The following is a 22,094-nucleotide window of genomic DNA, read 5'->3' as shown; positions in this document are numbered from 1 at the left end:
TTACCTCTAAAATTCTGTAAAGAGTAGTTGGATTTCAGGAGTAATGGAAATCCAGTCATCGCGATGAATCAAGACACCCTTGGCTTTTTGAGAACGCAACATATCCTCCAAAGCAGATGCTCCAAATTGCACGCGTCCTTTTCCAAGTGATTTTCCACTTTCCTTGTCAAATACTGTCACGATATCACCGTAAGAAAAGGCTCCTTCTGCTTCAACAATACCAGATAAAAGGAGACTCTTGCCATGTTGAGAGAGAGCTTCTGCAGCCCCTTTATCTACCCAAATAGAACCTTGGCTCTGAGCATAAAAGGCCAGCCATTGTTTCTGGGTACGAAGCCCCTTCTCTTGGGCAACAAAGTAGGAACCATCCTCGGTTTCCTCAGCTGCTTCAATCATGGCATCTGCCTTCAAGGATGAGCAGATATAAACAGGAACTCCTGATTCCGTCGCAATAGTCGCTGCTTTGATTTTGGTTAACATGCCCCCTGTACCATTAGACGAACCTGCTCCACCGGCCATATCAATAATCTCACGATTGATGGTCTCGATTTTCTCCAAGCGTTTGGCTGTTGGATCTGAATTAGGATTTCCTGTATATAGACCGTCTACGTCTGTCAAGAGGACCAAAAGGTCTGCTTGGACCATGGCTGCTACCTGAGCACTTAGAGTATCATTGTCCCCAACCTTTAGCTCATCAATCACGACACTGTCATTCTCATTGATTATAGGAATAGCGCCACGGTTGAGTAAAACTGACAAAGCCTGATGGGCATTTTTATAACGACGCTTATCAACAAAGTCATCCTGGGTCAGCAAGATTTGTGCAGAAACGATTTGGCGCAAGAGAAGATTGGTCGTATATTCTTCCAACAAAAGCCCTTGCCCTACTGCTGCTGAAGCCTGTTTATCAGCAATCTTAGTCGGACGCTTTTTAAATCCTAAGGCCCCAAAACCAGCTGCAATGGCACCTGACGACACCAAAATCAATTCATGACCAGCCTCGTGCAACATAGCCAACTGCTGGGTAATAGCCTTTACCTTACTACGCGATAAACTTCCATCCTCATTCGTCAGAGAAGAAGTCCCCACCTTAAAGACAATCCGTTTGTATTTCATAGTCTCACTCCGATTCTTCATATTTATCCATTATAACATGAATGGCAGGAAATAGAAAAGAGTTGATAGGAAAAAGGTCGAGACAAGTCATCTCAACCTTTTATCACGTCTAATTCTTTCTCAATCTCTCCAATGTTTCCTTAAAAATCTCTGGGATATCTGCTGTAAATTCCATGGTCTCACCTGTTCTCGGATGGGTAAAGCCTAGAGTCTTGGCATGGAGAAATTGTCCATGTCCTTTCAAAGTCTTGCGAGGACCATAGACCTCATCACCAGCGACTGGATGGCCAATATAAGCCATGTGAACACGGATTTGATGAGTGCGTCCTGTCTCTAGCTGCAACTCTACCAAGCTGTAATCACCAAAACGTTCCAAGACGTGGAAACGGGTCACTGCAGGCTTCCCTTTAGCAGTCACAGCCTGTTTCTTACGGTCTTTTTCACTACGGCCAATCGGAGCTTCAATCACACCACGATCATTAGGCAGATTTCCATGAACAATAGCCCAATATTTGCGGAGAGACTTTTTATCCTTGAGTTCTTGGGCAAGTGCTAGATGCGCCTCATCGTTTTTAGCAATCATGAGAAGGCCAGACGTATCCTTATCAATACGATGAACAATTCCTGGGCGTAGAACCCCATTGATACCCGACAAGTCCTTAATATGATACATAAGGGCATTTACTAGAGTTCCACTAGTATGACCAGCACTCGGATGCACCACCATCCCCTGAGGTTTGTTAACGACGGCCACATCCTCATCTTGGTAGATGATATCTAGCGGAAGATTCTCAGCCACATACTCTAAGACCTCCGGCTCTGGTACATGGTAAGTGACGATATCACCCTCTTGAACTGTGTATTTAGCTTTCTTGACTTGACCATTAACCAAGACCTGTCCTGATTTGATTTGTTCATTCGCGAGATTACGTGATAATTCTGTCAAATCCGACAAAGCCTTATCTAAACGCAGGCCACCAGTTTCAATTTTAATTTCCATTTATTTCCTCTTTTAGCATTGCAATCAATAAAATAATCACTCCAACAGTCAGATAGCTATCTGCCACATTGAAAATTGCAAAATTGATAAAGTCCAAGTGAAACATATCCACAACAAAGCCCTGACTTACCCTGTCAATAAAGTTTCCAAGACCACCTGCGATAATCAAGGTCAAACCCAAGACCATCCAGAATGAGTCCTCCATGTGTTTATGTAGATACCAAATGGCACCTACCACGACGACCAGAGTAATGATAGCAAATAACAACTGCTGATCTTGTAAGATAGAAAAGGCTGCCCCTCGATTTTGCAAGTAGGTCAAGCTAACAAAATTGGGAATCCAAGAACGCACTTCACCCAGTGGAATCTGTTGGACGATATAGGATTTAACTAACTGATCCAGCGCAATCAAAAGCAGTACAATGACTGCCACTATTCCTCTTTTTTTCATGATTTCCTCTTCTGATTAAAATATTCTTGCATGACTTCTACAAAGAGAGTCCCAGCTTGACTCAGCTCCACTTCTTCACGTTTAACATAGACCATGCGATTATCTAGGTTATCCTTGAGACGAATGACTGTAATCCCATTGACACTGTCACTATCTAAAAATCCGGAACCTGTTGCATAAGCGTCCGTCCGCTCCAAAATACCATTCAAAGTAGCACGGTCTGTCACATTGAACATCTGCGAGCTCGCACTGGTATCAACAAAGTTCTCTGAATAATAAAGGTACTCATCTTTCTCTTGAGTGAAACGAACCGTTGGTAGATCAGCTAAATCCTCCATAACCAATTCCTCTTTCTGAGCCAAAGGATGCCCCTCGCGGAGATAAATGTGGGTATAGAAGGAAATCAATTCAATGACCTCCAGACCTAGCTTTTCAACCCGTTGCATAATACCTTTTTTATTTTGATTGTTGAGGTAGATAATCCCAATCTCACTATGCCCTTGCGCTACTTCATCTAAAATTTGAACAGTAGTTGATTCAAAAATACGAAAGTTCTTATAATCAGGATAGCGCTCTGAAAAGGCCGTAATGGTTGGTGGCAAGAAGTCATAGTGCTGACTAGCAATGGAAAATTCATCCTTTTCTTCCTCAGGATTGGCATACTGATTTTGAAAAATATCAAATCCTTTAACCAATTCTTGCGCTTTTTCATAAAATTCCATACCACGACGAGTCAAGAAAGTCCCTGAGCTGGTCCGACGGAAAATCTTAAAGCCCAACTCTTTTTCCAAATCACGAACAGAAATAGACAGACTCGGCTGACTAACATACATCTTTTCAGCAGCTTCACGAAAAGTACCGCTATTCGCAATAGCCACAACATAGCGTAATTGTTGAATGTTCATCTTCTACCCCCAACTTCTTTATCTTTTCATTATACCATATTTTAGAAGTTTTCCAAAAAGGAAAAAAGTCTGGAAATTTTCAAGTCTAAGCGAATACTCTAATACCCCAATACAAGAATTAGAATGATATCTTTTTTCAGTCCTCATTTTATTTCAAACAAATAAAAACAGCAAATCTTGTTGATTTACCGTTTAAAACATGATACAAGAAAACTCTCTAAAAATTTCTTTTATTCTATAAATCAACTAGAATAAGCTTCTTCAACCCTATTCGCTATATCTGGACTTACCTCCCAAATCCCAACATAGGGTTGTTCAATATATTGTTTTTCTTTCATAGTATATAGATAGGCTACACTATCATTTTCTTCATTCTGATGAGAGAATTTGATAATGATGTAATCTTTAACATTTGTCGGTTGACCATTTAAACTTTCTAAAGTTGTGGAGGTGGACTGCTTCTGTATCTCGTCAATCAATTTTGAGATTTCTTCTCTCTTGGTTATAGTTTTAATATCTTCAGAGATTTTTTTCTGCAGGGAAATTACAGAGATCGTTTCAGGTTCAGGAAGAACAAGTTTTTTCTTACTGACACAAGCAGATAAAACAAGAAAAGAGATTGAACAGACTATTATAGTGATAATTTTTTTCATACAGGTTTACATCCTTTCCATATTTCTGCTAGCTTACTTAGATAAAATTATTATATCAAATCTTAGCAATTTTTACAATATCTTATTCCCTTATAAAAATTGTTCCTGTAAAAGTTTTACATTCAACTATTTTATGATTGTAAAATGAAGTAGCCGACAAATTCGCTTCTTACATTGGTTTTTAAAATATGGGTATCAAAACAAAAAAATAGGCTCCCCGAAAACTCGGAAAGCCTTAGTTTATGCTACTTCTAGCTTCCTCGCCTTTATATTTCAAGGCTCGGGATAAAAAGGTTCACTGGACCTTTTTATTTAGCGATTGGGTAAACAGAAACTTGTTTTTTATCGCGTCCTTTACGTTCAAAGCGTACTACGCCTTCAACTTTAGCGAACAAAGTATCGTCTCCACCACGTCCAACGTTTACACCTGGGTAGATGTGTGTACCACGTTGACGGTAAAGGATTGATCCACCTGTTACAGTTTGTCCGTCAGCTGCTTTAGCTCCAAGACGTTTCGCTTGTGAATCACGTCCGTTTGATGTAGAACCTCCACCTTTTTTGTGGGCGAAAAGTTGCAAGTTGTTAAGAGTCATTTTTAACATAATGTTTTCCTCCGTGTTAGTTTTCTGTGATAACTCTGGTTTGGACGAACTCTGAAGAGTTCTCCGATAAGTTTGCCATACCTAAGAAAAATGATTCAAAGAATAACTGGGTCATTTCTCTCTGGTGTGAAGGAAGATCTTTTGGAATTTCAACCATCAGATAGCCACCTTCATCTTCGTTTAATTCTAGGATTGGTTCATAGCCTGCAAATTTTTCAATGGAATTGATAAAGTTAATGGCAAGCGTAGAAACCGATGCACACACGACATCAAAGCCGTATTCGCCACTCTCGGCGTGTCCAGTAATTTCCGCACTCCTCAGCTCGCCATCTTCGGCTCTCTCAAAGACTGCTTGTATCATGTGTTCTCCTTAAAATTAAGCGTTGATTGCGTTGATGACAACTTTTGTATATGGTTGACGGTGACCTTGTTTACGGTGGCTACCTTTTTTAGGTTTGTACTTGTAAGTAACAACTTTCTTTTGTTTTCCTTGTTTTTCAACAGTTCCAACTACAGTAGCTCCAGCAACAAGTGGAGTTCCGACAACAGTGTTTTCACCACCAACAAGAACAACTTCGTTAAAAGTAACTTCTTGACCAGCTTCAACGTTCAATTTTTCAACGTAAACTGCTTGACCAACTTCAACTTTAACTTGTTTTCCGCCAGTTTTGATAATTGCGTATGTGCTCATTATGCACCTCCTATGATTTTTATGGGTTTCCCCGAATTTTTTGTGAAGACTCGCCTAGCATCGTGGGACGAACCACTTAAAAGAAGAGCTCTAAGTATAACAAAGAATAAACTAGGAATTGAGCCGAAGGCATAACTTATGTTAGGCAAGGCGACAATGACGAAGTTTAAATTTGTTATACGACGAGCAACGATGTTCGTGCGGTTGCACAGGAACGTGCATAGTCAACTCTTCAAGTATAGCATATCTCCTATTTTCTTACAAGTAATAACACCTAAAATGAAGCTTTTTCTTTTACTTTTTTCTGCCAAGAGGCTAAAAGCATGCTGAGGTAAAAAATACTCATCATAATTGGAACACCAAGAATGGTCTTTTCATGATAGAAAATCGTCAAATAAGCTGAAAAGACAACGCCAAGGACAAAACTACTAAGCAGGCTAACAAAGATAATCCCTTCACGTAAAAAAGGAGTGTGCTTGGTCCGAAAATAATCTCCAAAAGCTAGCATTGTTCGTTTGATATTCCCTGTCATAAAGGCATTATTGTAGGCAATACCCGACACTTCTCCAAAAGCAGTTGTCACCAGGCCCATACAAAAGGCCAAAGGCGGTACTAGATAGATATTATCTACAGTTTGCGGTACAAAACCAATAATGATTGATAAGATTGCCAAAGGAATCAGTGACAGAATGGGCTTTTTCACAATTCTCAATTTTTCCTTATAAATCGTTAGTAAAAAGACCCCCATCATAAAAGCTAGCAAGGTCATTACTTTGGCACTAGCATCTGAAACATTGTGTTGAATGAGCCCCACGGATAGAAAGACTACATTCCCAGTTTGTCCAGCTACAAGAGTGTTCCCTCGCACAATAAACGTATAGGCATCTACATAACCTGCACAAAAAGTCAAAAAAAGCGCTAGCCTCTTAGACTGACGTGATATTTTTCTTATAGGTAATAACCTCATTTTCCCTCCCATTTCATTTACTCATCTCATTATTGTACCACTTTCTTTGAAAAAGGCCTAGTAGCTTATTTGAAATTTTTTACCCTCTGTTGGATAGTCCCGTCTATCTATGTTATAATGAAAGAAGGATTTGAAATCGGAAAAGGAGTAACTATGCTTAAATTAGGTGTCATAGGAACAGGGGCTATCAGCCACCACTTCATAGAAGCAGCCCATTCCAGTGGAGAATACAAGCTGGTCGCAGTCTATTCTAGAAAACTAGAAACTGCAGCAACCTTTGCTTCTCGCTACCAGAATATCCAACTCTTTGATAAAGTAGAGGACTTCTTCAAGAACTCCTTTAATGTGGTCTATATTGCTAGCCCAAACTCCTTGCATTTTGTTCAAGCCAAGGCTGCCTTGTCTGCTGGTAAGCATGTCATTCTTGAAAAGCCAGCTGTCACTCAGCCACATGAATGGCTAGATTTGAGACATACAGCTAAGAAAAATCACTGTTTTATATTCGAAGCGGCACGGAACTACCATGAAAAAGCTTTCACTATCATCAAAAACTTTTTAGCAGACAAGCATGTGTTGGGAGCAGATCTCAACTATGCCAAGTATTCTTCTAAAATGCCTAACTTGTTGACTGGGGAATCACCAAATGTCTTCTCAGACCGTTTTGCTGGTGGAGCGCTTATGGATTTGGGGATTTATCCTCTCTACGCTGTCGTTCGTCTCTTTGGAAAAGCTAAGGATGCAACCTATCAAGCTCAACAGCTTGACAATAGCATGGACCTAAATGGTGACGGAATTCTCTTCTACCCAGACTTTCAAGTTCACATCAAGGCTGGGAAAAACATCACTTCCAATCTCCCTTGCGAAATTTATACGACAGATGGAACCCTGACGCTCAACACCATCGAACATGTCAGCTCGGCTATTTTTACCGACCACCAAGGCAATCAAATCCAACTCCCTATCCAACAGGCTCCTCATACAATGACTGAGGAAGTTGCTGCATTTGCACACATGATCCAGCAACCAGATCTGAATCTCTACCAAACTTGGTTGGAAGATGCAAGTTTTGTTCATGAACTACTATTTACCATGCGCCAGACTGCTGGCATTAGATTTGAGGCAGAAAAATGAAAAACAAACTACCGACTGAATGGCAAGAACTGAGTGACCAACTCGGTTTCCAAGAATTCACTCCCATTCAAACTCAACTATTTGAGCCCCTTCTTGCTGGAGAAAACCTCCTAGGAGTGAGCCCAACAGGAACTGGTAAGACCCTAGCTTACCTTCTACCAAGTCTTCTCAGACTACAAAAGAAAAAAGCCCAACAACTCTTGATTCTAGCACCAAATACTGAGCTTGCTGGACAGATTTTTGATGTATGTAAAACGTGGGCTGAAGCTATCTGCTTAACTACCCAACTCTTCTTATCAGGTTCGAGTCAAAAACGTCAAATTGAACGACTCAAAAAAGGACCAGAAATTCTGATTGGAACCCCTGGCCGTATCTTTGAACTGATTAAATTGAAAAAAATCAAGATGATGAATGTGGAAACCATCATCCTGGATGAATTCGACCAATTACTAGATGATTCTCAGATACACTTTGTCGAGAAAATTACTCACTACGCACCTCGTGACCACCAACTTGTCTATATGAGTGCGACAACCAAGTTTGACCAAAAGAAGATTGCGCCTAACACACGTACCATTGATCTCTCTGACCAAAAATTGGACAACATCCAGCACTTCTACATGCAGGTAGATCAACGTCACCGAGTGGATATGCTACGAAAACTGGCTCATGTAGAGGATTTCCGAGGTCTTGTCTTCTTTAACAGCCTATCAGACCTTGGAAGTGCAGAAGAAAAACTACAGTATCGGGATATCTTGGCTGTTTCCCTCGCTAGTGATGTCAATGTCAAGTTCAGAAAAGTCATCTTAGAAAAGTTTAAAGACAAGCAACTAACCCTACTTCTCGCAACAGACCTTCTGGCTCGTGGAATTGATATCGATAGCCTCGAATGTGTCGTAAACTTTGATGTTCCTAGAGATAGCGAAACCTACACTCACCGTGCTGGCCGTACTGGTCGTATGGGCAAGGAAGGTTACGTTATCACTCTCGTCACTCATCCAGAAGAAATCAAAAAACTTAAGAAGTTTGCAAGTGTACGAGAAATTGTCCTAAAAAATCAAGAACTCTATGTAAAATAAAGCCCTCATTGAGGCTGGGCAAAAAGTCTTTAAAATCAAAAACGCATAATATCAGGTATTGAACCTTGATATTATGCGTTTTATTGTGGGAAATTTTACTTCATTTTCTCCTAAAATTGAGTTTTTATCTAGCCTCTTTTTTGTAAAACTACATAAGATTCGTAGTAAAAAAACTCTCCAACTATTTTATTATACCATATAAATTAATAAATAAATAGACTTGTTTTTTTATTTTTTTGACGTATACTAATAATAGAAAACGCTTAAAATTAAATAAAAGGAGATTTTATGAGGAAAGTAAATAAGGACATTTTATTCTTAACCGGAATCATAGTTTTATGTTTTGGTTTTTTATTATTTCACATCAACCCCTATTATGCTGGACCCGATGAGACACTGAAAGGAAGAATAAATTTATTCTTTTGGCAGCTATATTGGAGACCTATAGGAACTCTCAGTATCCTTTCGGGTTGCATTATGACTTTCAAAGGATTGAAAAAATAATCTTTTGATCATGAAGAATAGACATTTTTTTATGATTAAATTGAAATTATTGTTTTTCTCTGTTCTATCAAATCTATTTTTCTTAGTCACAACATCTACGGTTTTTGCTGATGTCTATCCTTGCACAAATTATGAAATTGTATCTAATCGTGTTGTAAAAGATATCAACACAGGAGAGTTATTGTCATTTTATACGACTGAACTTAGAGACGCCTATTTAGAGTCTAAATCTACGTATCAGACTCGTTCTAATGCAACTGGTGTTGCAGACTATAGAACTAGCTCCTCTCACTCTTATAAGAGCAGCGCTACATCAGGATCTCTAAGTTCAACTGCTTATGGTGGAAAAGCTGGAGCTACCCTAACTTTAAGTGCAGCTGTTAGCTTTTCTGCTCCTGAGTCTGGATTTTGACTTAGTTTAAATCACTCAGTATCCCATAACGTACCACCCTACACTTATGGTTACATCAGGCTAAAAGCATCTTACATAGTAAATGTTCGTAAACTAGAAGTTAGATACTTAGGAACTAACAAATGGGTTCCAGCTGGTGAAACCTCTACTATATCGAATGTTAGTGTTTGGAGCGAACTAGTCACTTGAAAATAACTTATTAGATGGATCTGGACTTTATCAGGTCTATCTTTTTATTTTTTTAAAAAAAGAACCTTGCAAAGCAAGATTCTTTTAGTGTCTGACTTAAATAATTGTTCTTCTGGGAACTAAATCGAATTAAGCTTCGATTTCTGTAACCATACCTGAACCAACAGTACGTCCACCCTCACGGATAGAGAATGTAGTACCTTGTTCTACGGCGATTGGGTGGATCAACTCAACGTCGATTGTCACGTTATCACCAGGCATTACCATTTCAGTACCTGCTGGAAGTTCGATTGAACCTGTAACGTCAGTAGTACGGAAGTAGAATTGTGGACGGTAGTTGTTGAAGAATGGAGTGTGACGTCCACCTTCTTCTTTAGTAAGGATGTAAACTTCACCTTTGAATTTAGTGTGTGGGTTGATTGAACCTGGTTTAGCGATAACTTGTCCACGTTCGATTTCGTCACGTTGAACACCACGAAGAAGTACACCTACGTTATCTCCGGCAAGACCTTCGTCAAGTTGTTTACGGAACATTTCAACACCAGTAACAACTGCTTTTTGAGTTTCTTCTTTGATACCAACGATTTCGATCTCGTCGTTGACTTTAACGATACCACGGTCGATACGTCCTGAAGCAACTGTACCACGTCCAGTGATTGAGAATACGTCTTCGACTGGAAGAAGCAATGGTTTGTCAGTGTCACGTTCTGGTTCTGGGATGTACTCATCAACTGTGTTCATCAATTCCATAACGATGTCTTCGTATTTAGTGTCACCTTCAAGGGCTTTAAGAGCTGAACCTTGGATAACTGGAAGATCGTCACCTGGGAAGTCGTATTCTGACAATAGGTCACGGATTTCCATTTCAACCAATTCAAGCAATTCTTCGTCGTCAACCAAGTCAACTTTGTTCATGAAGACGATAAGGTGTTTAACACCAACCTGACGTGAAAGAAGGATGTGCTCACGAGTTTGTGGCATTGGTCCGTCAGTTGAAGCTACTACAAGGATAGCTCCGTCCATTTGAGCGGCACCAGTGATCATGTTTTTAACGTAGTCCGCGTGTCCTGGAGCGTCGATGTGAGCGTAGTGACGTTTTTCAGTTTCGTACTCAACGTGCGCAGTGTTGATAGTGATACCGCGTTCGCGTTCTTCTGGAGCAGCATCGATAGACGCATAGTCTTTAGGTTGGTTAACTGATGAAGGCAAGCGACGTGCCAAAACAGTTGTGATAGCTGCTGTCAAAGTAGTTTTACCGTGGTCAACGTGTCCGATAGTACCAATGTTAACGTGTGGTTTACTACGATCGTATTTTTCTTTTGCCATTTGAGTAAAAGCCTCCAATAAAATATATTTTATAGATAGACAGTAGGCAATACAGTCTAACTTTCCTTACTATTTTATCAAATTTCAGCTAAATTGCAAGTGTTTTACAAAGTTTTTGTGAATTATTCTTAATCTGCTAATCTAAACGGTAATTCTACTCCTATCACTTCTTTAATGAAAAAGAAAAATCAGGAATTTCCTGACTTTTACTTAGCTAATTCTCTTTCTCGTTCTTTCATTATTTTATGATTTTCATACAAGCGTGATAAAAACTTAGAAATTTCTTTTAAGATAGAATAGGTTGGTACTGCGACAATCATACCAATGACACCATAGATATTACTTGATAACAAAAGTAATACTAAAATCGTAATTGGATGAACCTTCATCACACCACCAACGATTCGAGGGTAAAGAATATTTCCATCCACTTGTTGAATAATCAGCATATAAACAACTGCAATCAGCATTCTATGGGGATCAGTAAAGACATTGGCGATAATCATCGGAATCAGACCAATACTTGGTCCTACATAAGGAATGAGATTGGCTAATCCTGAAAAGATAGCGAAAACCAAAGCGTATTTCAAACCGATTACACTATATCCGATAAAGGCCAAACAGCCAATAATAATCGCATCAATGGCAACTCCACTAATATAGCGAGCGATTGTAGCATTCAAATTTTTTAAAAGACCTGTAATATGTAACTTATCTCGCTTTAAAACAGTACGCTCAAGCATCGGCAAGAATTTGTGACCATCTAACAAAAAATAAATTAAAAATACAGGGGTCATGATAATAATCAAAACAGTACTAAAGAGCGCAGATAGGACACTTCCAACACTATTGGTAACACTATTTAGAATATTTTGTAGAATATCTACATAGGAGAGATTTAACTGTTGAATAGTCGCTTGAATATCTAAATTTTGAAAGGCTGGATAAGTGGATAAATCGATAATCAAATCTTGCAGACGACTGTAGATTGTCTGACTTGTTGCTATCAAACTTGTCAACTGATTAATCAAAATCGGTAAGAGATAGACTACCCCAATGACTAGACCCCAGACCAAGGCGCACAAGGTCAGTAGAATACCAATGATACGGTTAATTTTGAAATACTTTTGTAAAAAATTTACAATAGGATTGGTCAAATAATATAAAAAACCACCTAAAAGAAAGGGAATCATTATAGTGTTTGCGACGCTTACAAAAGGTGTAATAATCGCTCCCATCTCTCTCCATAAATAAAAGATGATGGTTAATAGTAAAATCTCACTGGTCCAAAAAAATAATTTATTCTTACGAAACATGAGGTACCTCCATTCATCTATTTTACCACACTTTCAAAAAAGCTTCTTTCTTATATCATGAAACTGGGAATATTTTTTTCTTTATGATAGAATAAACTTACTATGAAAAAAATAATTTTAACTCTTTTAAGCCTTTCCGTTATTGGCTCAGCATCTACTGTTGCTGCTCAAGATTTTAATATTGCTGCTAAACATGCAATTGCCGTTGAGGCAAATACTGGTAAAATTCTCTATGAGAAAGATGCAACCCAGCCAGTTGAAATTGCTTCAATCACAAAATTGATTACTGTTTATCTTGTCTATGAAGCCTTGGAAAACGGCAGTATTACACTATCAACTCCGGTAGATATCTCTGATTATCCATACAAATTAACGACAAATTCTGAAGCGAGTAACGTTCCTATGGAGGCTCGTAATTATACCGTCGAACAACTACTGGAAGCAACCCTAGTATCCAGTGCTAACAGTGCAGCTATTGCGTTAGCTGAAAAAATTGCTGGCTCAGAAAAAGATTTCGTCGATATGATGCGGGCAAAGCTCTTGGAATGGGGCATTCAGGATGCCACTGTTGTCAATACGACGGGTCTTAACAATGAAACTCTAGGGGATAACATTTACCCAGGTTCTAAAAAAGATGAGGAAAATAAACTCAGTGCTTATGATGTTGCCATCGTTGCCCGTAACCTCATCAAAAAATACCCACAAGTCTTGGAAATCACGAAAAAACCTTCTTCTACTTTTGCTGGAATGACAATCACTTCTACAAACTACATGTTAGAAGGTATGCCTGCTTATCGCGGTGGTTTTGACGGACTTAAGACAGGAACAACAGACAAAGCTGGAGAATCTTTTGTTGGTACTACTGTCGAAAAAGGGATGAGGGTTATCACAGTTGTTTTGAATGCGGATCATCAAGACAATAATCCTTACGCTCGCTTCACAGCTACTTCTTCACTAATGGATTATATCTCTTCTACATTCACACTTCGCAAAATCGTTCAAAAAGGTGATGCTTATCAAGATAGCAAAGCCCCTGTACAAGATGGAAAAGAAGATACCGTCACTGCTGTGGCCAAAGATGATATCACTCTAATTGAACGTGTTGGAGGTCAAGCTTCCCAATCTATTCAATTCACACCTGATTCTAAGGCAATCCCAGCACCACTTGAAGCCGGAACAGTCGTTGGACATTTGACTTATGAAGACAATGACTTGATTGGTCAAGGTTACATTACTACAGAACGTCCTAGTTTTGAAATGGTAGCAGAAAAGAAAGTTGAAAAAGCCTTCTTCTTAAAAGTTTGGTGGAATCAGTTTATCCGCTTCATCAATGAAAAATTATAAAAAATCGCGATTTTAAACCGCGATTTTTTTGTTTTTTAAATTTCATAATACGGAAACGGACGGTCACTATCTAAAGGACGATTTGGAATTTCTTGTTCCAAAATAGCATGCCAACCAGATACCAATTCTTCAAAAGTCAGTTGTGCTTCTGGAGAAGCTGTTGTCAGCTTCCGACCAAACCAAGCCATGGTTGCAGTTTCAAACTGAAGCATTGCGTATTCAATGACTGAAACCTTCGCTTCTTCGTAATTCTCATTTACTGCTCGAGCTACCTCTTGTGCTTGAGGAAGTAGTTGATTGCTAATCTTAGCGACAATACTTTCATCCATCTCTTTAAACGAAAGGAGCTGACCGTTTATTTGATAAAAGAGCTCAAAGGTTTCTTGATTATCCTTAAAATTAGCAAGAACAAAAGCACGTTCTACTGCCTCAGGACCACCAACAGCTTTTACAGCGTTTATCAAAAGAAGCTCTTCCGTTTGTCTCCAATAATCATCTGCTTCTTCTGCTAAATCATTTGTAAACGGTGGAACAATTTCCTCGGCAGGAATTTCACCTTTATTCGCTTTTTCAACATTACCAAATAATTTTTTTAAGAATCCCATTTGCTTCTCCTTTTTGGATTTATCCGACTGATCCTTCCATTTCATAGCTGATCAAACGGTTCAGCTCAACAGCATACTCCATTGGAAGTTCTTTTGTGAAGGGTTCCACAAATCCCATAACGATCATCTCAGTTGCCTCAGATTCTGACAATCCACGGCTCATGAGGTAATAGAGCTGTTCTTCTGAAATCTTAGAAACCTTAGCTTCGTGTTCCAAAGCTACTTGCGAGTTATGAATTTCATTAAATGGAATGGTATCTGATGCTGACAAGTCATCCATGATAATGGTATCACATTCGATGTGAGAGACAGATTTCTTAGAGTTTTTATTAAAGGTTACTTGTCCACGATAGTCAACCTTTCCTCCACCTTTAGCGATGGATTTAGACACAATAGACGAGCTGGTATGTGGAGCATTGTGGATCATCTTGGCACCAGTGTCCTGGTGTTGCCCTGCATTGGCAAAAGCGATAGAGAGCATAGTACCACGCGCCCCTTCTCCATCAAGGTAAACTGATGGATATTTCATGGTAGTCTTGGCACCCAAGTTACCATCAATCCACTCAACAGTAGCATCTTTTTGAGCTTTAGCACGTTTCGTTACCAAGTTATAGACGTTATCAGACCAGTTTTGGATGGTTGTATAACGCATATAAGCACCATCCAAGGCAAAGATTTCTACAATGGCCGCATGTAAGCTGTTACTTGAATAAGTCGGTGCTGTACATCCTTCAACGTAGTGGACACTTGCTCCCTCATCAACGATAATCAAGGTACGTTCAAACTGACCAGTATTTTCGTTATTGATACGGAAGTAAGTTTGAAGTGGAATATCTACCTTGACCCCTTTTGGTACGTAGATAAAGGTTCCACCTGACCATACTGCCGAGTTGAGGGCAGCTAACTTGTTATCAGTCGGCGGTACCAACTTAGCAAAGTATTGTTTAAACAAGTCTGGGTATTCCTTGAGGGCAGAATCCGTATCTGTAAAGATAATCCCTAATTTCTGGAACTCTTCCTTCATGTTGTGGTAAACCACTTCTGACTCATACTGGGCAGAGGCACCTGCTAGATAAGCACGCTCAGCTTCCGGAATCCCAATACGTTCAAAGGTTTCTTTGATTTTTTCAGGAACCTCATCCCAAGAACGGGCTGGCTTATCAGATGGTTTTTGGTAGTAGATCAAGTCATCAAAATCAATCTCTGACAAGTCTGCTCCCCAAGTTTGCATGGGCATTTTTTTGAAGGTTTCATAAGACTTCAAACGGAATTCTAACATCCACTCTGGTTCTCCCTTAGCAGCTGATAGTTCACGAATGACATCTTCATTCAATCCTTTTCCTGTCGATAGGACAGGCTCTACATCATCATGGAAACCAAATTTATATTCACCAAGGTCAATTGGTTTTGGTTCTACTCTTTCTTCAGCCATAATATCCTTTCTTTCATTCTTTATTTCTACTGATTCATAAGACAAAAGAAACTTGCCTTACTTGTTTTCTTGATTTTCAATTGTTTTCTTGAGGGCGTTCCAAGCTAGGGTTGCACACTTGATACGTTGAGGAAATTTGGCAACACCTGATAAGAAGGCTGCGTCTCCAAGACTATCTTGTCTGTCATCTTTTTGGCCTTGAACCATTTCAGAAAAAATAGTCGCAAGCTCTAAAATTTCTTGTTTGGTTTTTCCTAAAACTGCATCTGTCATCATGCTTGCAGAGGCAGTCGAGATGGTACAACCTGAGTTTAGAAAAGCAATATCTTCCAAACGGCCCTCTGCATCAAACTTGACTGAGAGGTTGATGACATCTCCACAGGTCGGATTGTTGAGACTGATTTGCTCAGCATCTTCCAACTTCCCTTGGTGATGTGGATTTTTCGAATGGTCTGCTACCACTGCCATATAAAGGCTATCTAGTTTAGAAAGTGCCATTGAAAAACTCCTTTGTCTTTTGTAAGGCATCGACTAGCTTGTCGCAATCTGCCTTGGTATTGTAAATATAAAAACTTGCGCGAGCTGTTGCTGGGACATCCAAATACTGGAGCAAAGGTTGCGCACAATGGTGACCTGCTCGAACTGCTACTCCTTCATAGTCCAGAGCCGTAGCAAGGTCGTGAGGATGGAGATCGCCTAGGTTAAAGGCAATGACACCTGAACGTTGAGCCAAGTCCTGTGAACCATAAATGGTCAGTTCTTCAATCGCCTGCAGTTTTGGATAGACGTATGCGATCAATTCTTGTTCATGGGCTTCAATCGCATCCATACCAATCTTTTCAAGATAATCTACTGCCGCAGCAAGTCCAATTGCACCTGCCATATTGGGAGTTCCTGCCTCGAATTTCCAAGGTAATTCCTTCCAACTAGCAGATTGTTCATAAACGAAATCAATCATTTCGCCGCCAAATTCTACTGGTGACATTTGCTCCAAATACTTTTCTTTGCCATAAAGAACACCGATACCAGTTGGACCCGCCATCTTGTGACCTGAAAAGGCAAAGAAGTCCACATCCAAATCCTGTACATCAATCTTCATATGGGGTGTAGACTGAGCACCATCCACCACCATGAGGGCTCCAACTTGGTGGGCCAATTGAGTGATTTCTTTGATTGGATTGACCACACCAAGAACATTTGAGGCGTGAGCTAGCGAAACAAACTTGACTTTATCAGTCAATTTAGCTCGCAAATCCTCCATATCCAGAGCTCCATCCTTGAGATAGACATAGACAAGCTCTGCCCCAGTCTTGTGGCAAGCTTCCTGCCAAGGAATGATATTAGAATGGTGTTCCATGACAGAAATCAAGACCTGGTCTCCCTCAGCCAAGACTTCCTCAGCATAACGCGCTACCCAGTTCAGACTGGTTGTCGTTCCCCTAGTAAAGAGAACTTCCTTTGTAGACCCTGCATTGATAAACTTACGAATGGTTTCACGAGCCGCCTCATAAGAAGCTGTCGCCCTTTCTGCCAAGGTATGAACGCCACGGTGAACATTGGCATTGTCGTTCTCATAGTAGCGGTTAATCGTCTCCAGAACTGCTAGTGGTTTTTGTGTCGTCGCAGCATTGTCCAAATAAACCAATGGTTCATCATTAACAATCTGGTCTAAAATTGGAAAATCCTTGCGAATCGCTTCTACATCTAACATAGGCTACCCCTTAGCGTTTTGACAATTTTTCTTCGATAGTTGCAATCATTTCATCACGAACTTCCTTGACTGGAATCTCAACGATAACGGAGCCAAGGAAACCACGAACAACCAAGCGTTCTGCAGTTGCCTTATCCAAACCACGGCTCATGAGATAATACATATCTTCTGGATCTACCTGACCGATAGAAGCCGCGTGCCCTGCAGTTACGTCATTTTCATCAATCAAAAGGATTGGATTTGCATCTGAACGCGCTTGGTCTGACAGCATAAGAACACGGCTCTCTTGTTGCGCATCTGCACCCTTAGCACCCTTGATAATGTGGCCAATACCATTGAAGGTCAAGGTTGCTTTTTCAAGAATAACCCCATGTTGTAGGATATTTCCGATTGAGTTGCAACCATAGTTGGTTACACGAGTATCAATTCCTTGCACCTGACGGCCACTTGAAAGAGCTACGACTTTAAGATCCGCATGGCTACCGTTACCAATCAAGTCGCTATCAAAGTCAGCAACGACGTTTCCTTCGTTCATAACACCAATCGCCCAGTCAATGCTTGAATCGTTGCCTAATTTACCACGACGGCTAATGTAGGCAGTGACGTTTTCACCTAGACGGTCGATCGCAGCAAACTTCACTTGAGCACCAGAACGTGCAATTACTTCTACTGTGATATTAGCAGTTGCTTTGACACTTCCTTGGCCGCGTGACTCTAAACGCTCCAGATAACTAATCTTAGAATTTTTACCAGCGATAATCATAATATGCTTGTTAAACGGCACATCGCTATCACTGTCTTGGTAGAAAATCCCTTCGATTGGCTCTTTAATTTCAACATTATCAGGAATATAGAGAACAGCACCACTATTGAAATAAGCTGTATGATAGGCTGCTAATTTATCATCGTCATACTTAACAGATGACATGAAGAATTCCTCAATCAGTTCTGGAATTTCTTCTAAAGCTGAGTGGAAGTCTGTAAAGACGACACCCTGTTCAGCTAACTCAACTGGAGTTTGCTCAAAAACAGTCTGAGTTCCTACTTGAACCAACTTCAAGTGATTATCTAGAGCTGTGAAATCTGGAACATTTGCTGATGGCTCACTTTCTGTAATCGTTCCATCTCCCAGATTCCAACGGTGGAATTTGACACGCTCAATAACTGGTAATTCCAAAGTCTCAATCTTGTCAAAAGCTTTTTGACGGAGTTCAGCCAACCATCTTGGTTCAGCGTGCATTTCTGAAAAAAGTTTAATATTTTCTTTAGTCATTTACTTCTCCTAAAAGATACGAGGGAATTACAATTCTTCCTTGTAGTCGTAGCCAAGTTCTTCAGCTAGTTTTGCGTATCCTTCACGTTCCAAACGTGCAGCCAATTCTGGACCACCAGAAAGGACAACACGACCTTCCATCATGACGTGTACCACGTCTGGTGTGATATAGTTCAAGAGACGTTGGTAGTGAGTGATAATCATAGCACCAAAGCCTTCACCACGCATAGCATTAACACCTTTAGAAACAACTTTAAGGGCATCAATATCAAGACCAGAGTCAATCTCATCCAAAAGGGCAAATGTTGGTTCCAACATCAAAAGTTGAAGAATCTCATTACGTTTTTTCTCACCACCAGAGAAACCTTCGTTGAGGTAACGCTCAGCCATTTCTTCTTTCATGTTGAGCAATTCCATCTTCTCGTCGAGTTTAGTGATAAACTCACGAACTGAAATCTTCTCATCGTCTTCTTTACCAGCATTCATAGCTGCACGAAGAAACTCAGCATTGGTAATTCCAGGAATTTCTGATGGGTATTGCATAGCAAGGAAAAGTCCCATACGCGCACGCTCGTCCACTTCCAACTCAAGGATGTTTACGCCATCAAACAAGACTTCACCTTTGGTAACTTCATAGTTTGGATTTCCCATGATAGCGGCAGAAAGAGTCGATTTACCAGTACCATTTGGTCCCATGATAGCGGCGATTTCTCCTGTTTTCAGGGTCAGGTTAACCCCTTTTAAAATTTCTTTTCCTTCAATCTCAACGTGAAGATCTTTGATCTCTAATACTGACATGATAGTTCCTTTCTTTTTCAAGGCCTTTACAGTGCTTACTGGAAACATACTTGATTTCCCTAGAAAATACGGTAAAAGGTCAATAAATATACTTTTATAGTATAACAAAAAAAAGCCTAAAAGGCTTTGATTTTGTCTAGAAGCTGAGGACTAGTCTTTTCCTTTTAAATGCTGGTCAATGACATCTACAATCTTGCCCATCAAGTAACTAACTCGGAAATTTCTAAAGAGCAAAATAGCCCAAAAGGCTGCCATAATATAACGACCAGTCATCCAAGCTTCATTGAAAAAATAGGTCTCAGCAGCTGTAAACAGCGCGATGATAATAAATTGTTGTCTATTCATAAACTTATTGTATCATGAAATCTTTCTTTAGTCTTCCTCTACCTTCACTTTATCAGCCAAAAATTCAAATCCTTCTGGAATCAGACTTTCTTCTACTTCTTTTTCAGTTTGAGAAGATTTGGCTTTGGCTGAAAAGGCTGCGCGAACTTCTTTCCATTCCTCCATGGAAATAGCTAAAATCTCGGGTGAAAAACCTGCTGCCTGACTGAGGATGTTGCCAAACATGGTGTTGAGATTGTCCCGTTTCATGGTTTGACCAGCATTGAAGTTAGATTCAAAAGCAAGAATAGCATGGTGTTCATTAGCTGCAACCGGTTGAGAACCAACTAGCAGAGCCTTATCAGGACCTCCAAGACTTTCAATCACCTCTCCCCAAGCATTCTGCAATCGAATCAGATTTTGACGTGCTAAATCAGGATTTTCGACAGCCTCTTGTAAGATAGATTGAACTTTATTGCGATCCACACGATAGAGTGTTTTGCCTGCTGTTGGACGACTAGGAGCTGGATTTGTTGGCTTAGATACAGTTCCTACATTTGCCAGTTCATGTTTGAGACGGGAAACTTCCTGTCTCAGTGCAGAAATTTCACTTTCAACTGCCCCAGAAAGAGCTGCTTCAGGCTTAATCTCTGCCAAACGGATAGTCATCATCTCAGCATAAATCTTGGGCTGCAAACTAGACTTAATATCTGCTAAACTGACTGTCGCCAAACGAATCATTTCAAACAGATTTTCTTGAGGAAGTGCCAAATTTTCTACAAAGACTGGACTATGATGAGTATTTTCTCCACCTGTTTGAACAATTAACAAGTCTCTTAAATAGTGCAAAATATCGGTCACAAAACGAGTCATGCTCTTACCATTGTCAAAGAGAAGATTCAAGCATGCTAGGGCCTTTGGAACATCCTGTTTAGACAAGGCAGCCACATAATCATCCAAGGCTGATAGACTAATTGTGCCAGTAATTTCTTCAGAGATGGCAGTCGTCAACTCATTTCCCTGTGTCAAACTCAGGGCTTGATCCAAAATAGACAAGGCATCTCGCATTCCACCTTCAGCCCGTCTGGCAATGATTTCCACAGCCTCTGGTTCAGAACTGATATTTTCTTTTTCTAAGATATAGCGGATATGTTCCTTAATATCCTGTGTCTTAATCGATTTAAATTCAAAACGTTGCACACGGGATAAAATCGTAGCAGGAATCTTGTGCAATTCAGTAGTAGCCAAAATAAAGACCACATTCTGTGTTGGCTCTTCTAACGTCTTTAGGAGGGCATTAAAAGCTCCTGTAGACAACATGTGAACCTCATCTATGATATAAACCTTATAGCGGGCAAGACTAGGGGCATAGGTAGATTTATCACGAATTTCACGGATTTCATCGACCCCATTATTAGAGGCCGCATCCATTTCGATGACATCTTCTAAACTACCATCTGTCACTGCTTGGCAAATATAGCAGTTATTACAAGGTTCACCACCCACTTGATTTGGACAGTTCATAGCTTTGGCAAAAATCTTGGCTACACTGGTTTTTCCCGTTCCCCGTGGACCAGAAAAAAGATAGGCATGACTTATTTTCTCTTGCTCTACTGCTTGTTTAAGAGTCTTAGCCACAACTTCCTGTCCAACCAACTGGGAGAAGTTTTGACTTCTATATTTTCGATAAAGTGCTTGATACATTAGGCTTTCTCCCCAAACATTGTAAAGTCCCATTCTGTCTTTTCAAGCAAAATAGCGACAAATTGTTCCAAATAATCTCGATCCATAGCATCATAATCATCAATCTCTGAAGAATCAAGATCCAGAACTCCAAGTAATTGACCATTCTTAACCATCGGCACAACAATTTCACTTTTAGCTCGACTATCACAAGAAATATAGTTGGGATAAGTTGTAACATCACCAACTAGAACAGTTTCCTGAAAGTGAGCTGCCTCCCCACAAACACCTTTTCCAAGTGCAATACGGATGCAGGAAACACCACCTTGGAAAGGACCTAAAACCAATTCCTTTCCATCGAACAGATAAAAGCCTGCAAATACGGTATTAGGAAAGCATGATTTTAGAAGAGCACTGGCGTTGGAAAGATTAGCCAAAACATTACTTTCACCTTCCAATAAAAAAGAGAACTCCTCATTTAACATTTGATAACATGATTGTTTTTCTGATTCTAACATAGAACTATTATATCAAAAAAGGCTTACAGACAAAAGAAAAATCCCTTGTTTAGAAAACAAAGGA

Annotated in this window: 24 protein-coding genes and 1 pseudogene; 5 read left to right on the top strand and 20 right to left on the bottom strand. The window is 39.9% G+C overall.

Annotated elements, in window-relative coordinates; all coding sequences use genetic code 11:
* Positions 1 to 6 precede the first annotated feature (6 nt).
* From proB to TZ91_RS02860, 4 genes are all read right to left on the bottom strand, one after another.
* Positions 7 to 1,116 (bottom strand): glutamate 5-kinase, encoded by a 1,110-nt coding sequence (gene proB, locus TZ91_RS02875; RefSeq protein ID WP_033686651.1) that lies wholly within the window; start codon positions 1,114 to 1,116, stop codon positions 7 to 9.
* Positions 1,117 to 1,225: 109 nt separating this feature from the next.
* Positions 1,226 to 2,116 (bottom strand): RluA family pseudouridine synthase, encoded by an 891-nt coding sequence (locus TZ91_RS02870; protein ID WP_033686652.1) that lies wholly within the window; start codon positions 2,114 to 2,116, stop codon positions 1,226 to 1,228.
* The gene (lspA, locus tag TZ91_RS02865) at positions 2,106 to 2,567 is read right to left on the bottom strand and encodes a signal peptidase II (protein ID WP_033686653.1); all 462 of its coding nucleotides are present in this window, start codon (positions 2,565 to 2,567) and stop codon (positions 2,106 to 2,108) included. The genes TZ91_RS02870 and lspA overlap by 11 nt, the downstream gene beginning before the upstream one ends.
* Positions 2,564 to 3,472 carry a LysR family transcriptional regulator gene (locus TZ91_RS02860; protein WP_033686654.1) on the bottom strand — a complete coding sequence of 303 codons (909 nt, stop codon included), beginning with the start codon at positions 3,470 to 3,472 and terminating at the stop codon, positions 2,564 to 2,566. Before TZ91_RS02860 ends, lspA begins: the two co-directional genes overlap by 4 nt.
* Between TZ91_RS02860 and TZ91_RS10585 the strand changes: the two are divergent.
* A pseudogene (locus TZ91_RS10585) lies at positions 3,465 to 3,539 on the top strand (AraC family transcriptional regulator); the annotation flags it as partial. The gene TZ91_RS02860 and the pseudogene TZ91_RS10585 sit on opposite strands and share 8 nt — an antisense overlap.
* 175 nt (positions 3,540 to 3,714) lie before the next feature.
* On the opposite strand, the gene TZ91_RS02855 reads toward TZ91_RS10585, so the two are convergent.
* The 5 genes from TZ91_RS02855 to TZ91_RS02835 form a co-directional block, all read right to left on the bottom strand.
* Positions 3,715 to 4,125, bottom strand: a complete 411-nt coding sequence (locus TZ91_RS02855; RefSeq protein WP_033686655.1) for a DUF5301 domain-containing protein — start codon at positions 4,123 to 4,125, stop codon at positions 3,715 to 3,717.
* 308 nt (positions 4,126 to 4,433) lie between these two features.
* Entirely contained in the window at positions 4,434 to 4,727 is a 294-nt protein-coding gene (rpmA, locus tag TZ91_RS02850; RefSeq protein WP_000916509.1) for a 50S ribosomal protein L27, read from the bottom strand.
* Positions 4,728 to 4,743: 16 nt separating this feature from the next.
* Positions 4,744 to 5,088 carry a ribosomal-processing cysteine protease Prp gene (locus tag TZ91_RS02845; protein ID WP_000613694.1) on the bottom strand — a complete coding sequence of 115 codons (345 nt, stop codon included), beginning with the start codon at positions 5,086 to 5,088 and terminating at the stop codon, positions 4,744 to 4,746.
* 15 nt (positions 5,089 to 5,103) lie between these two features.
* The gene (rplU, locus tag TZ91_RS02840; RefSeq protein ID WP_000109141.1) at positions 5,104 to 5,418 is read right to left on the bottom strand and encodes a 50S ribosomal protein L21; all 315 of its coding nucleotides are present in this window, start codon (positions 5,416 to 5,418) and stop codon (positions 5,104 to 5,106) included.
* A gap of 274 nt (positions 5,419 to 5,692) precedes the next feature.
* Positions 5,693 to 6,397 carry a YoaK family protein gene (locus TZ91_RS02835; RefSeq protein ID WP_080702838.1) on the bottom strand — a complete coding sequence of 235 codons (705 nt, stop codon included), beginning with the start codon at positions 6,395 to 6,397 and terminating at the stop codon, positions 5,693 to 5,695.
* Positions 6,398 to 6,538: 141 nt separating this feature from the next.
* Between TZ91_RS02835 and TZ91_RS02830 the strand changes: the two genes are divergently transcribed.
* The 3 genes from TZ91_RS02830 (at position 6,539) to TZ91_RS02815 (ending at position 9,511) form a co-directional block, all read left to right on the top strand.
* On the top strand, positions 6,539 to 7,516 hold the full coding sequence (locus TZ91_RS02830) for a Gfo/Idh/MocA family protein (protein ID WP_033686657.1): 978 nt from the start codon (positions 6,539 to 6,541) through the stop codon (positions 7,514 to 7,516).
* Positions 7,513 to 8,595: a DEAD/DEAH box helicase gene (locus tag TZ91_RS02825; protein WP_033686658.1), complete on the top strand. Its 1,083-nt coding sequence runs from the start codon at positions 7,513 to 7,515 to the stop codon at positions 8,593 to 8,595. Before TZ91_RS02830 ends, TZ91_RS02825 begins: the two co-directional genes overlap by 4 nt.
* 535 nt (positions 8,596 to 9,130) lie before the next feature.
* Entirely contained in the window at positions 9,131 to 9,511 is a 381-nt protein-coding gene (locus TZ91_RS02815; protein ID WP_223330095.1) for a hypothetical protein, read from the top strand.
* A 318-nt stretch (positions 9,512 to 9,829) separates the two neighbouring features.
* On the opposite strand, the gene tuf is transcribed toward TZ91_RS02815, so the two are convergent.
* Both tuf and TZ91_RS02805 read right to left on the bottom strand, forming a co-directional pair.
* Positions 9,830 to 11,026, bottom strand: a complete 1,197-nt coding sequence (tuf, locus tag TZ91_RS02810) for an elongation factor Tu (protein ID WP_001040726.1) — start codon at positions 11,024 to 11,026, stop codon at positions 9,830 to 9,832.
* Between the two features lie 206 nt (positions 11,027 to 11,232).
* The gene (locus TZ91_RS02805) at positions 11,233 to 12,342 is read right to left on the bottom strand and encodes an AI-2E family transporter (RefSeq protein WP_045597041.1); all 1,110 of its coding nucleotides are present in this window, start codon (positions 12,340 to 12,342) and stop codon (positions 11,233 to 11,235) included.
* A 102-nt stretch (positions 12,343 to 12,444) separates the two neighbouring features.
* Between TZ91_RS02805 and pbp3 the strand changes: the two genes are divergently transcribed.
* Complete coding sequence (pbp3, locus tag TZ91_RS02800) at positions 12,445 to 13,686, top strand: D-alanyl-D-alanine carboxypeptidase PBP3 (protein ID WP_033686659.1); 1,242 nt, start codon at positions 12,445 to 12,447, stop codon at positions 13,684 to 13,686.
* A 35-nt stretch (positions 13,687 to 13,721) separates the two neighbouring features.
* Here pbp3 and TZ91_RS02795 read toward each other — a convergent pair whose 3' ends face one another.
* The 9 genes from TZ91_RS02795 to TZ91_RS02755 form a co-directional block, all read right to left on the bottom strand.
* Entirely contained in the window at positions 13,722 to 14,291 is a 570-nt protein-coding gene (locus TZ91_RS02795; protein WP_033686660.1) for a hypothetical protein, read from the bottom strand.
* A gap of 19 nt (positions 14,292 to 14,310) precedes the next feature.
* A complete protein-coding gene (gene sufB, locus TZ91_RS02790; protein WP_000797054.1) occupies positions 14,311 to 15,723 on the bottom strand; it encodes a Fe-S cluster assembly protein SufB in 1,413 nt (470 codons plus the stop codon).
* 57 nt (positions 15,724 to 15,780) lie between these two features.
* Positions 15,781 to 16,221 carry a Fe-S cluster assembly sulfur transfer protein SufU gene (gene sufU, locus TZ91_RS02785; protein WP_033686661.1) on the bottom strand — a complete coding sequence of 147 codons (441 nt, stop codon included), beginning with the start codon at positions 16,219 to 16,221 and terminating at the stop codon, positions 15,781 to 15,783.
* On the bottom strand, positions 16,208 to 17,434 hold the full coding sequence (locus TZ91_RS02780) for a cysteine desulfurase (RefSeq protein WP_033686662.1): 1,227 nt from the start codon (positions 17,432 to 17,434) through the stop codon (positions 16,208 to 16,210). The genes sufU and TZ91_RS02780 overlap by 14 nt, the downstream gene beginning before the upstream one ends.
* Positions 17,435 to 17,444: 10 nt before the next feature.
* Complete coding sequence (gene sufD, locus TZ91_RS02775; RefSeq protein WP_033686663.1) at positions 17,445 to 18,707, bottom strand: Fe-S cluster assembly protein SufD; 1,263 nt, start codon at positions 18,705 to 18,707, stop codon at positions 17,445 to 17,447.
* A gap of 27 nt (positions 18,708 to 18,734) precedes the next feature.
* On the bottom strand, positions 18,735 to 19,505 hold the full coding sequence (gene sufC / locus TZ91_RS02770) for a Fe-S cluster assembly ATPase SufC (RefSeq protein ID WP_000114489.1): 771 nt from the start codon (positions 19,503 to 19,505) through the stop codon (positions 18,735 to 18,737).
* A 150-nt stretch (positions 19,506 to 19,655) separates the two neighbouring features.
* The gene (locus TZ91_RS02765; protein ID WP_001081602.1) at positions 19,656 to 19,850 is read right to left on the bottom strand and encodes a DUF3272 domain-containing protein; all 195 of its coding nucleotides are present in this window, start codon (positions 19,848 to 19,850) and stop codon (positions 19,656 to 19,658) included.
* A gap of 27 nt (positions 19,851 to 19,877) precedes the next feature.
* Positions 19,878 to 21,533, bottom strand: coding sequence for a DNA polymerase III subunit gamma/tau (gene dnaX, locus TZ91_RS02760; protein ID WP_033686664.1), 1,656 nt, complete (start codon positions 21,531 to 21,533; stop codon positions 19,878 to 19,880).
* On the bottom strand, positions 21,533 to 22,030 hold the full coding sequence (locus TZ91_RS02755) for a GAF domain-containing protein (RefSeq protein WP_033686666.1): 498 nt from the start codon (positions 22,028 to 22,030) through the stop codon (positions 21,533 to 21,535). Before TZ91_RS02755 ends, dnaX begins: the two co-directional genes overlap by 1 nt.
* Between the last annotated feature and the right edge of the window lie 64 nt (positions 22,031 to 22,094).

The sequence above is a fragment of the Streptococcus mitis genome, assembly GCF_000960025.1.
Lineage (GTDB): Bacteria > Bacillota > Bacilli > Lactobacillales > Streptococcaceae > Streptococcus > Streptococcus mitis_DH.
Note: the sequence above shows the minus strand (reverse complement) of the source record. Positions and strands in the feature narration are given on the sequence as shown.

Coding starts and splice junctions, on each gene's coding strand:
- TZ91_RS02835 (WP_080702838.1), bottom strand. CDS start 6,397: ATGGGAGGGAAAATGAGGTTATTACCTATAAGAAAAATATCACGTCAG.
- TZ91_RS02780 (WP_033686662.1), bottom strand. CDS start 17,434: ATGTTAGATGTAGAAGCGATTCGCAAGGATTTTCCAATTTTAGACCAG.
- TZ91_RS02815 (WP_223330095.1), top strand. CDS start 9,131: ATGATTAAATTGAAATTATTGTTTTTCTCTGTTCTATCAAATCTATTT.
- TZ91_RS02765 (WP_001081602.1), bottom strand. CDS start 19,850: ATGAATAGACAACAATTTATTATCATCGCGCTGTTTACAGCTGCTGAG.
- TZ91_RS02845 (WP_000613694.1), bottom strand. CDS start 5,088: ATGATACAAGCAGTCTTTGAGAGAGCCGAAGATGGCGAGCTGAGGAGT.
- tuf (WP_001040726.1), bottom strand. CDS start 11,026: ATGGCAAAAGAAAAATACGATCGTAGTAAACCACACGTTAACATTGGT.
- TZ91_RS02860 (WP_033686654.1), bottom strand. CDS start 3,472: ATGAACATTCAACAATTACGCTATGTTGTGGCTATTGCGAATAGCGGT.
- TZ91_RS02805 (WP_045597041.1), bottom strand. CDS start 12,342: ATGTTTCGTAAGAATAAATTATTTTTTTGGACCAGTGAGATTTTACTA.
- rpmA (WP_000916509.1), bottom strand. CDS start 4,727: ATGTTAAAAATGACTCTTAACAACTTGCAACTTTTCGCCCACAAAAAA.
- proB (WP_033686651.1), bottom strand. CDS start 1,116: ATGAAATACAAACGGATTGTCTTTAAGGTGGGGACTTCTTCTCTGACG.
- sufB (WP_000797054.1), bottom strand. CDS start 15,723: ATGGCTGAAGAAAGAGTAGAACCAAAACCAATTGACCTTGGTGAATAT.
- TZ91_RS02825 (WP_033686658.1), top strand. CDS start 7,513: ATGAAAAACAAACTACCGACTGAATGGCAAGAACTGAGTGACCAACTC.
- dnaX (WP_033686664.1), bottom strand. CDS start 21,533: ATGTATCAAGCACTTTATCGAAAATATAGAAGTCAAAACTTCTCCCAG.
- TZ91_RS02855 (WP_033686655.1), bottom strand. CDS start 4,125: ATGAAAAAAATTATCACTATAATAGTCTGTTCAATCTCTTTTCTTGTT.
- TZ91_RS02870 (WP_033686652.1), bottom strand. CDS start 2,116: ATGGAAATTAAAATTGAAACTGGTGGCCTGCGTTTAGATAAGGCTTTG.
- pbp3 (WP_033686659.1), top strand. CDS start 12,445: ATGAAAAAAATAATTTTAACTCTTTTAAGCCTTTCCGTTATTGGCTCA.
- sufU (WP_033686661.1), bottom strand. CDS start 16,221: ATGGCACTTTCTAAACTAGATAGCCTTTATATGGCAGTGGTAGCAGAC.
- sufD (WP_033686663.1), bottom strand. CDS start 18,707: ATGACTAAAGAAAATATTAAACTTTTTTCAGAAATGCACGCTGAACCA.
- sufC (WP_000114489.1), bottom strand. CDS start 19,505: ATGTCAGTATTAGAGATCAAAGATCTTCACGTTGAGATTGAAGGAAAA.
- TZ91_RS02755 (WP_033686666.1), bottom strand. CDS start 22,030: ATGTTAGAATCAGAAAAACAATCATGTTATCAAATGTTAAATGAGGAG.
- lspA (WP_033686653.1), bottom strand. CDS start 2,567: ATGAAAAAAAGAGGAATAGTGGCAGTCATTGTACTGCTTTTGATTGCG.
- rplU (WP_000109141.1), bottom strand. CDS start 5,418: ATGAGCACATACGCAATTATCAAAACTGGCGGAAAACAAGTTAAAGTT.
- TZ91_RS02830 (WP_033686657.1), top strand. CDS start 6,539: ATGCTTAAATTAGGTGTCATAGGAACAGGGGCTATCAGCCACCACTTC.
- TZ91_RS02795 (WP_033686660.1), bottom strand. CDS start 14,291: ATGGGATTCTTAAAAAAATTATTTGGTAATGTTGAAAAAGCGAATAAA.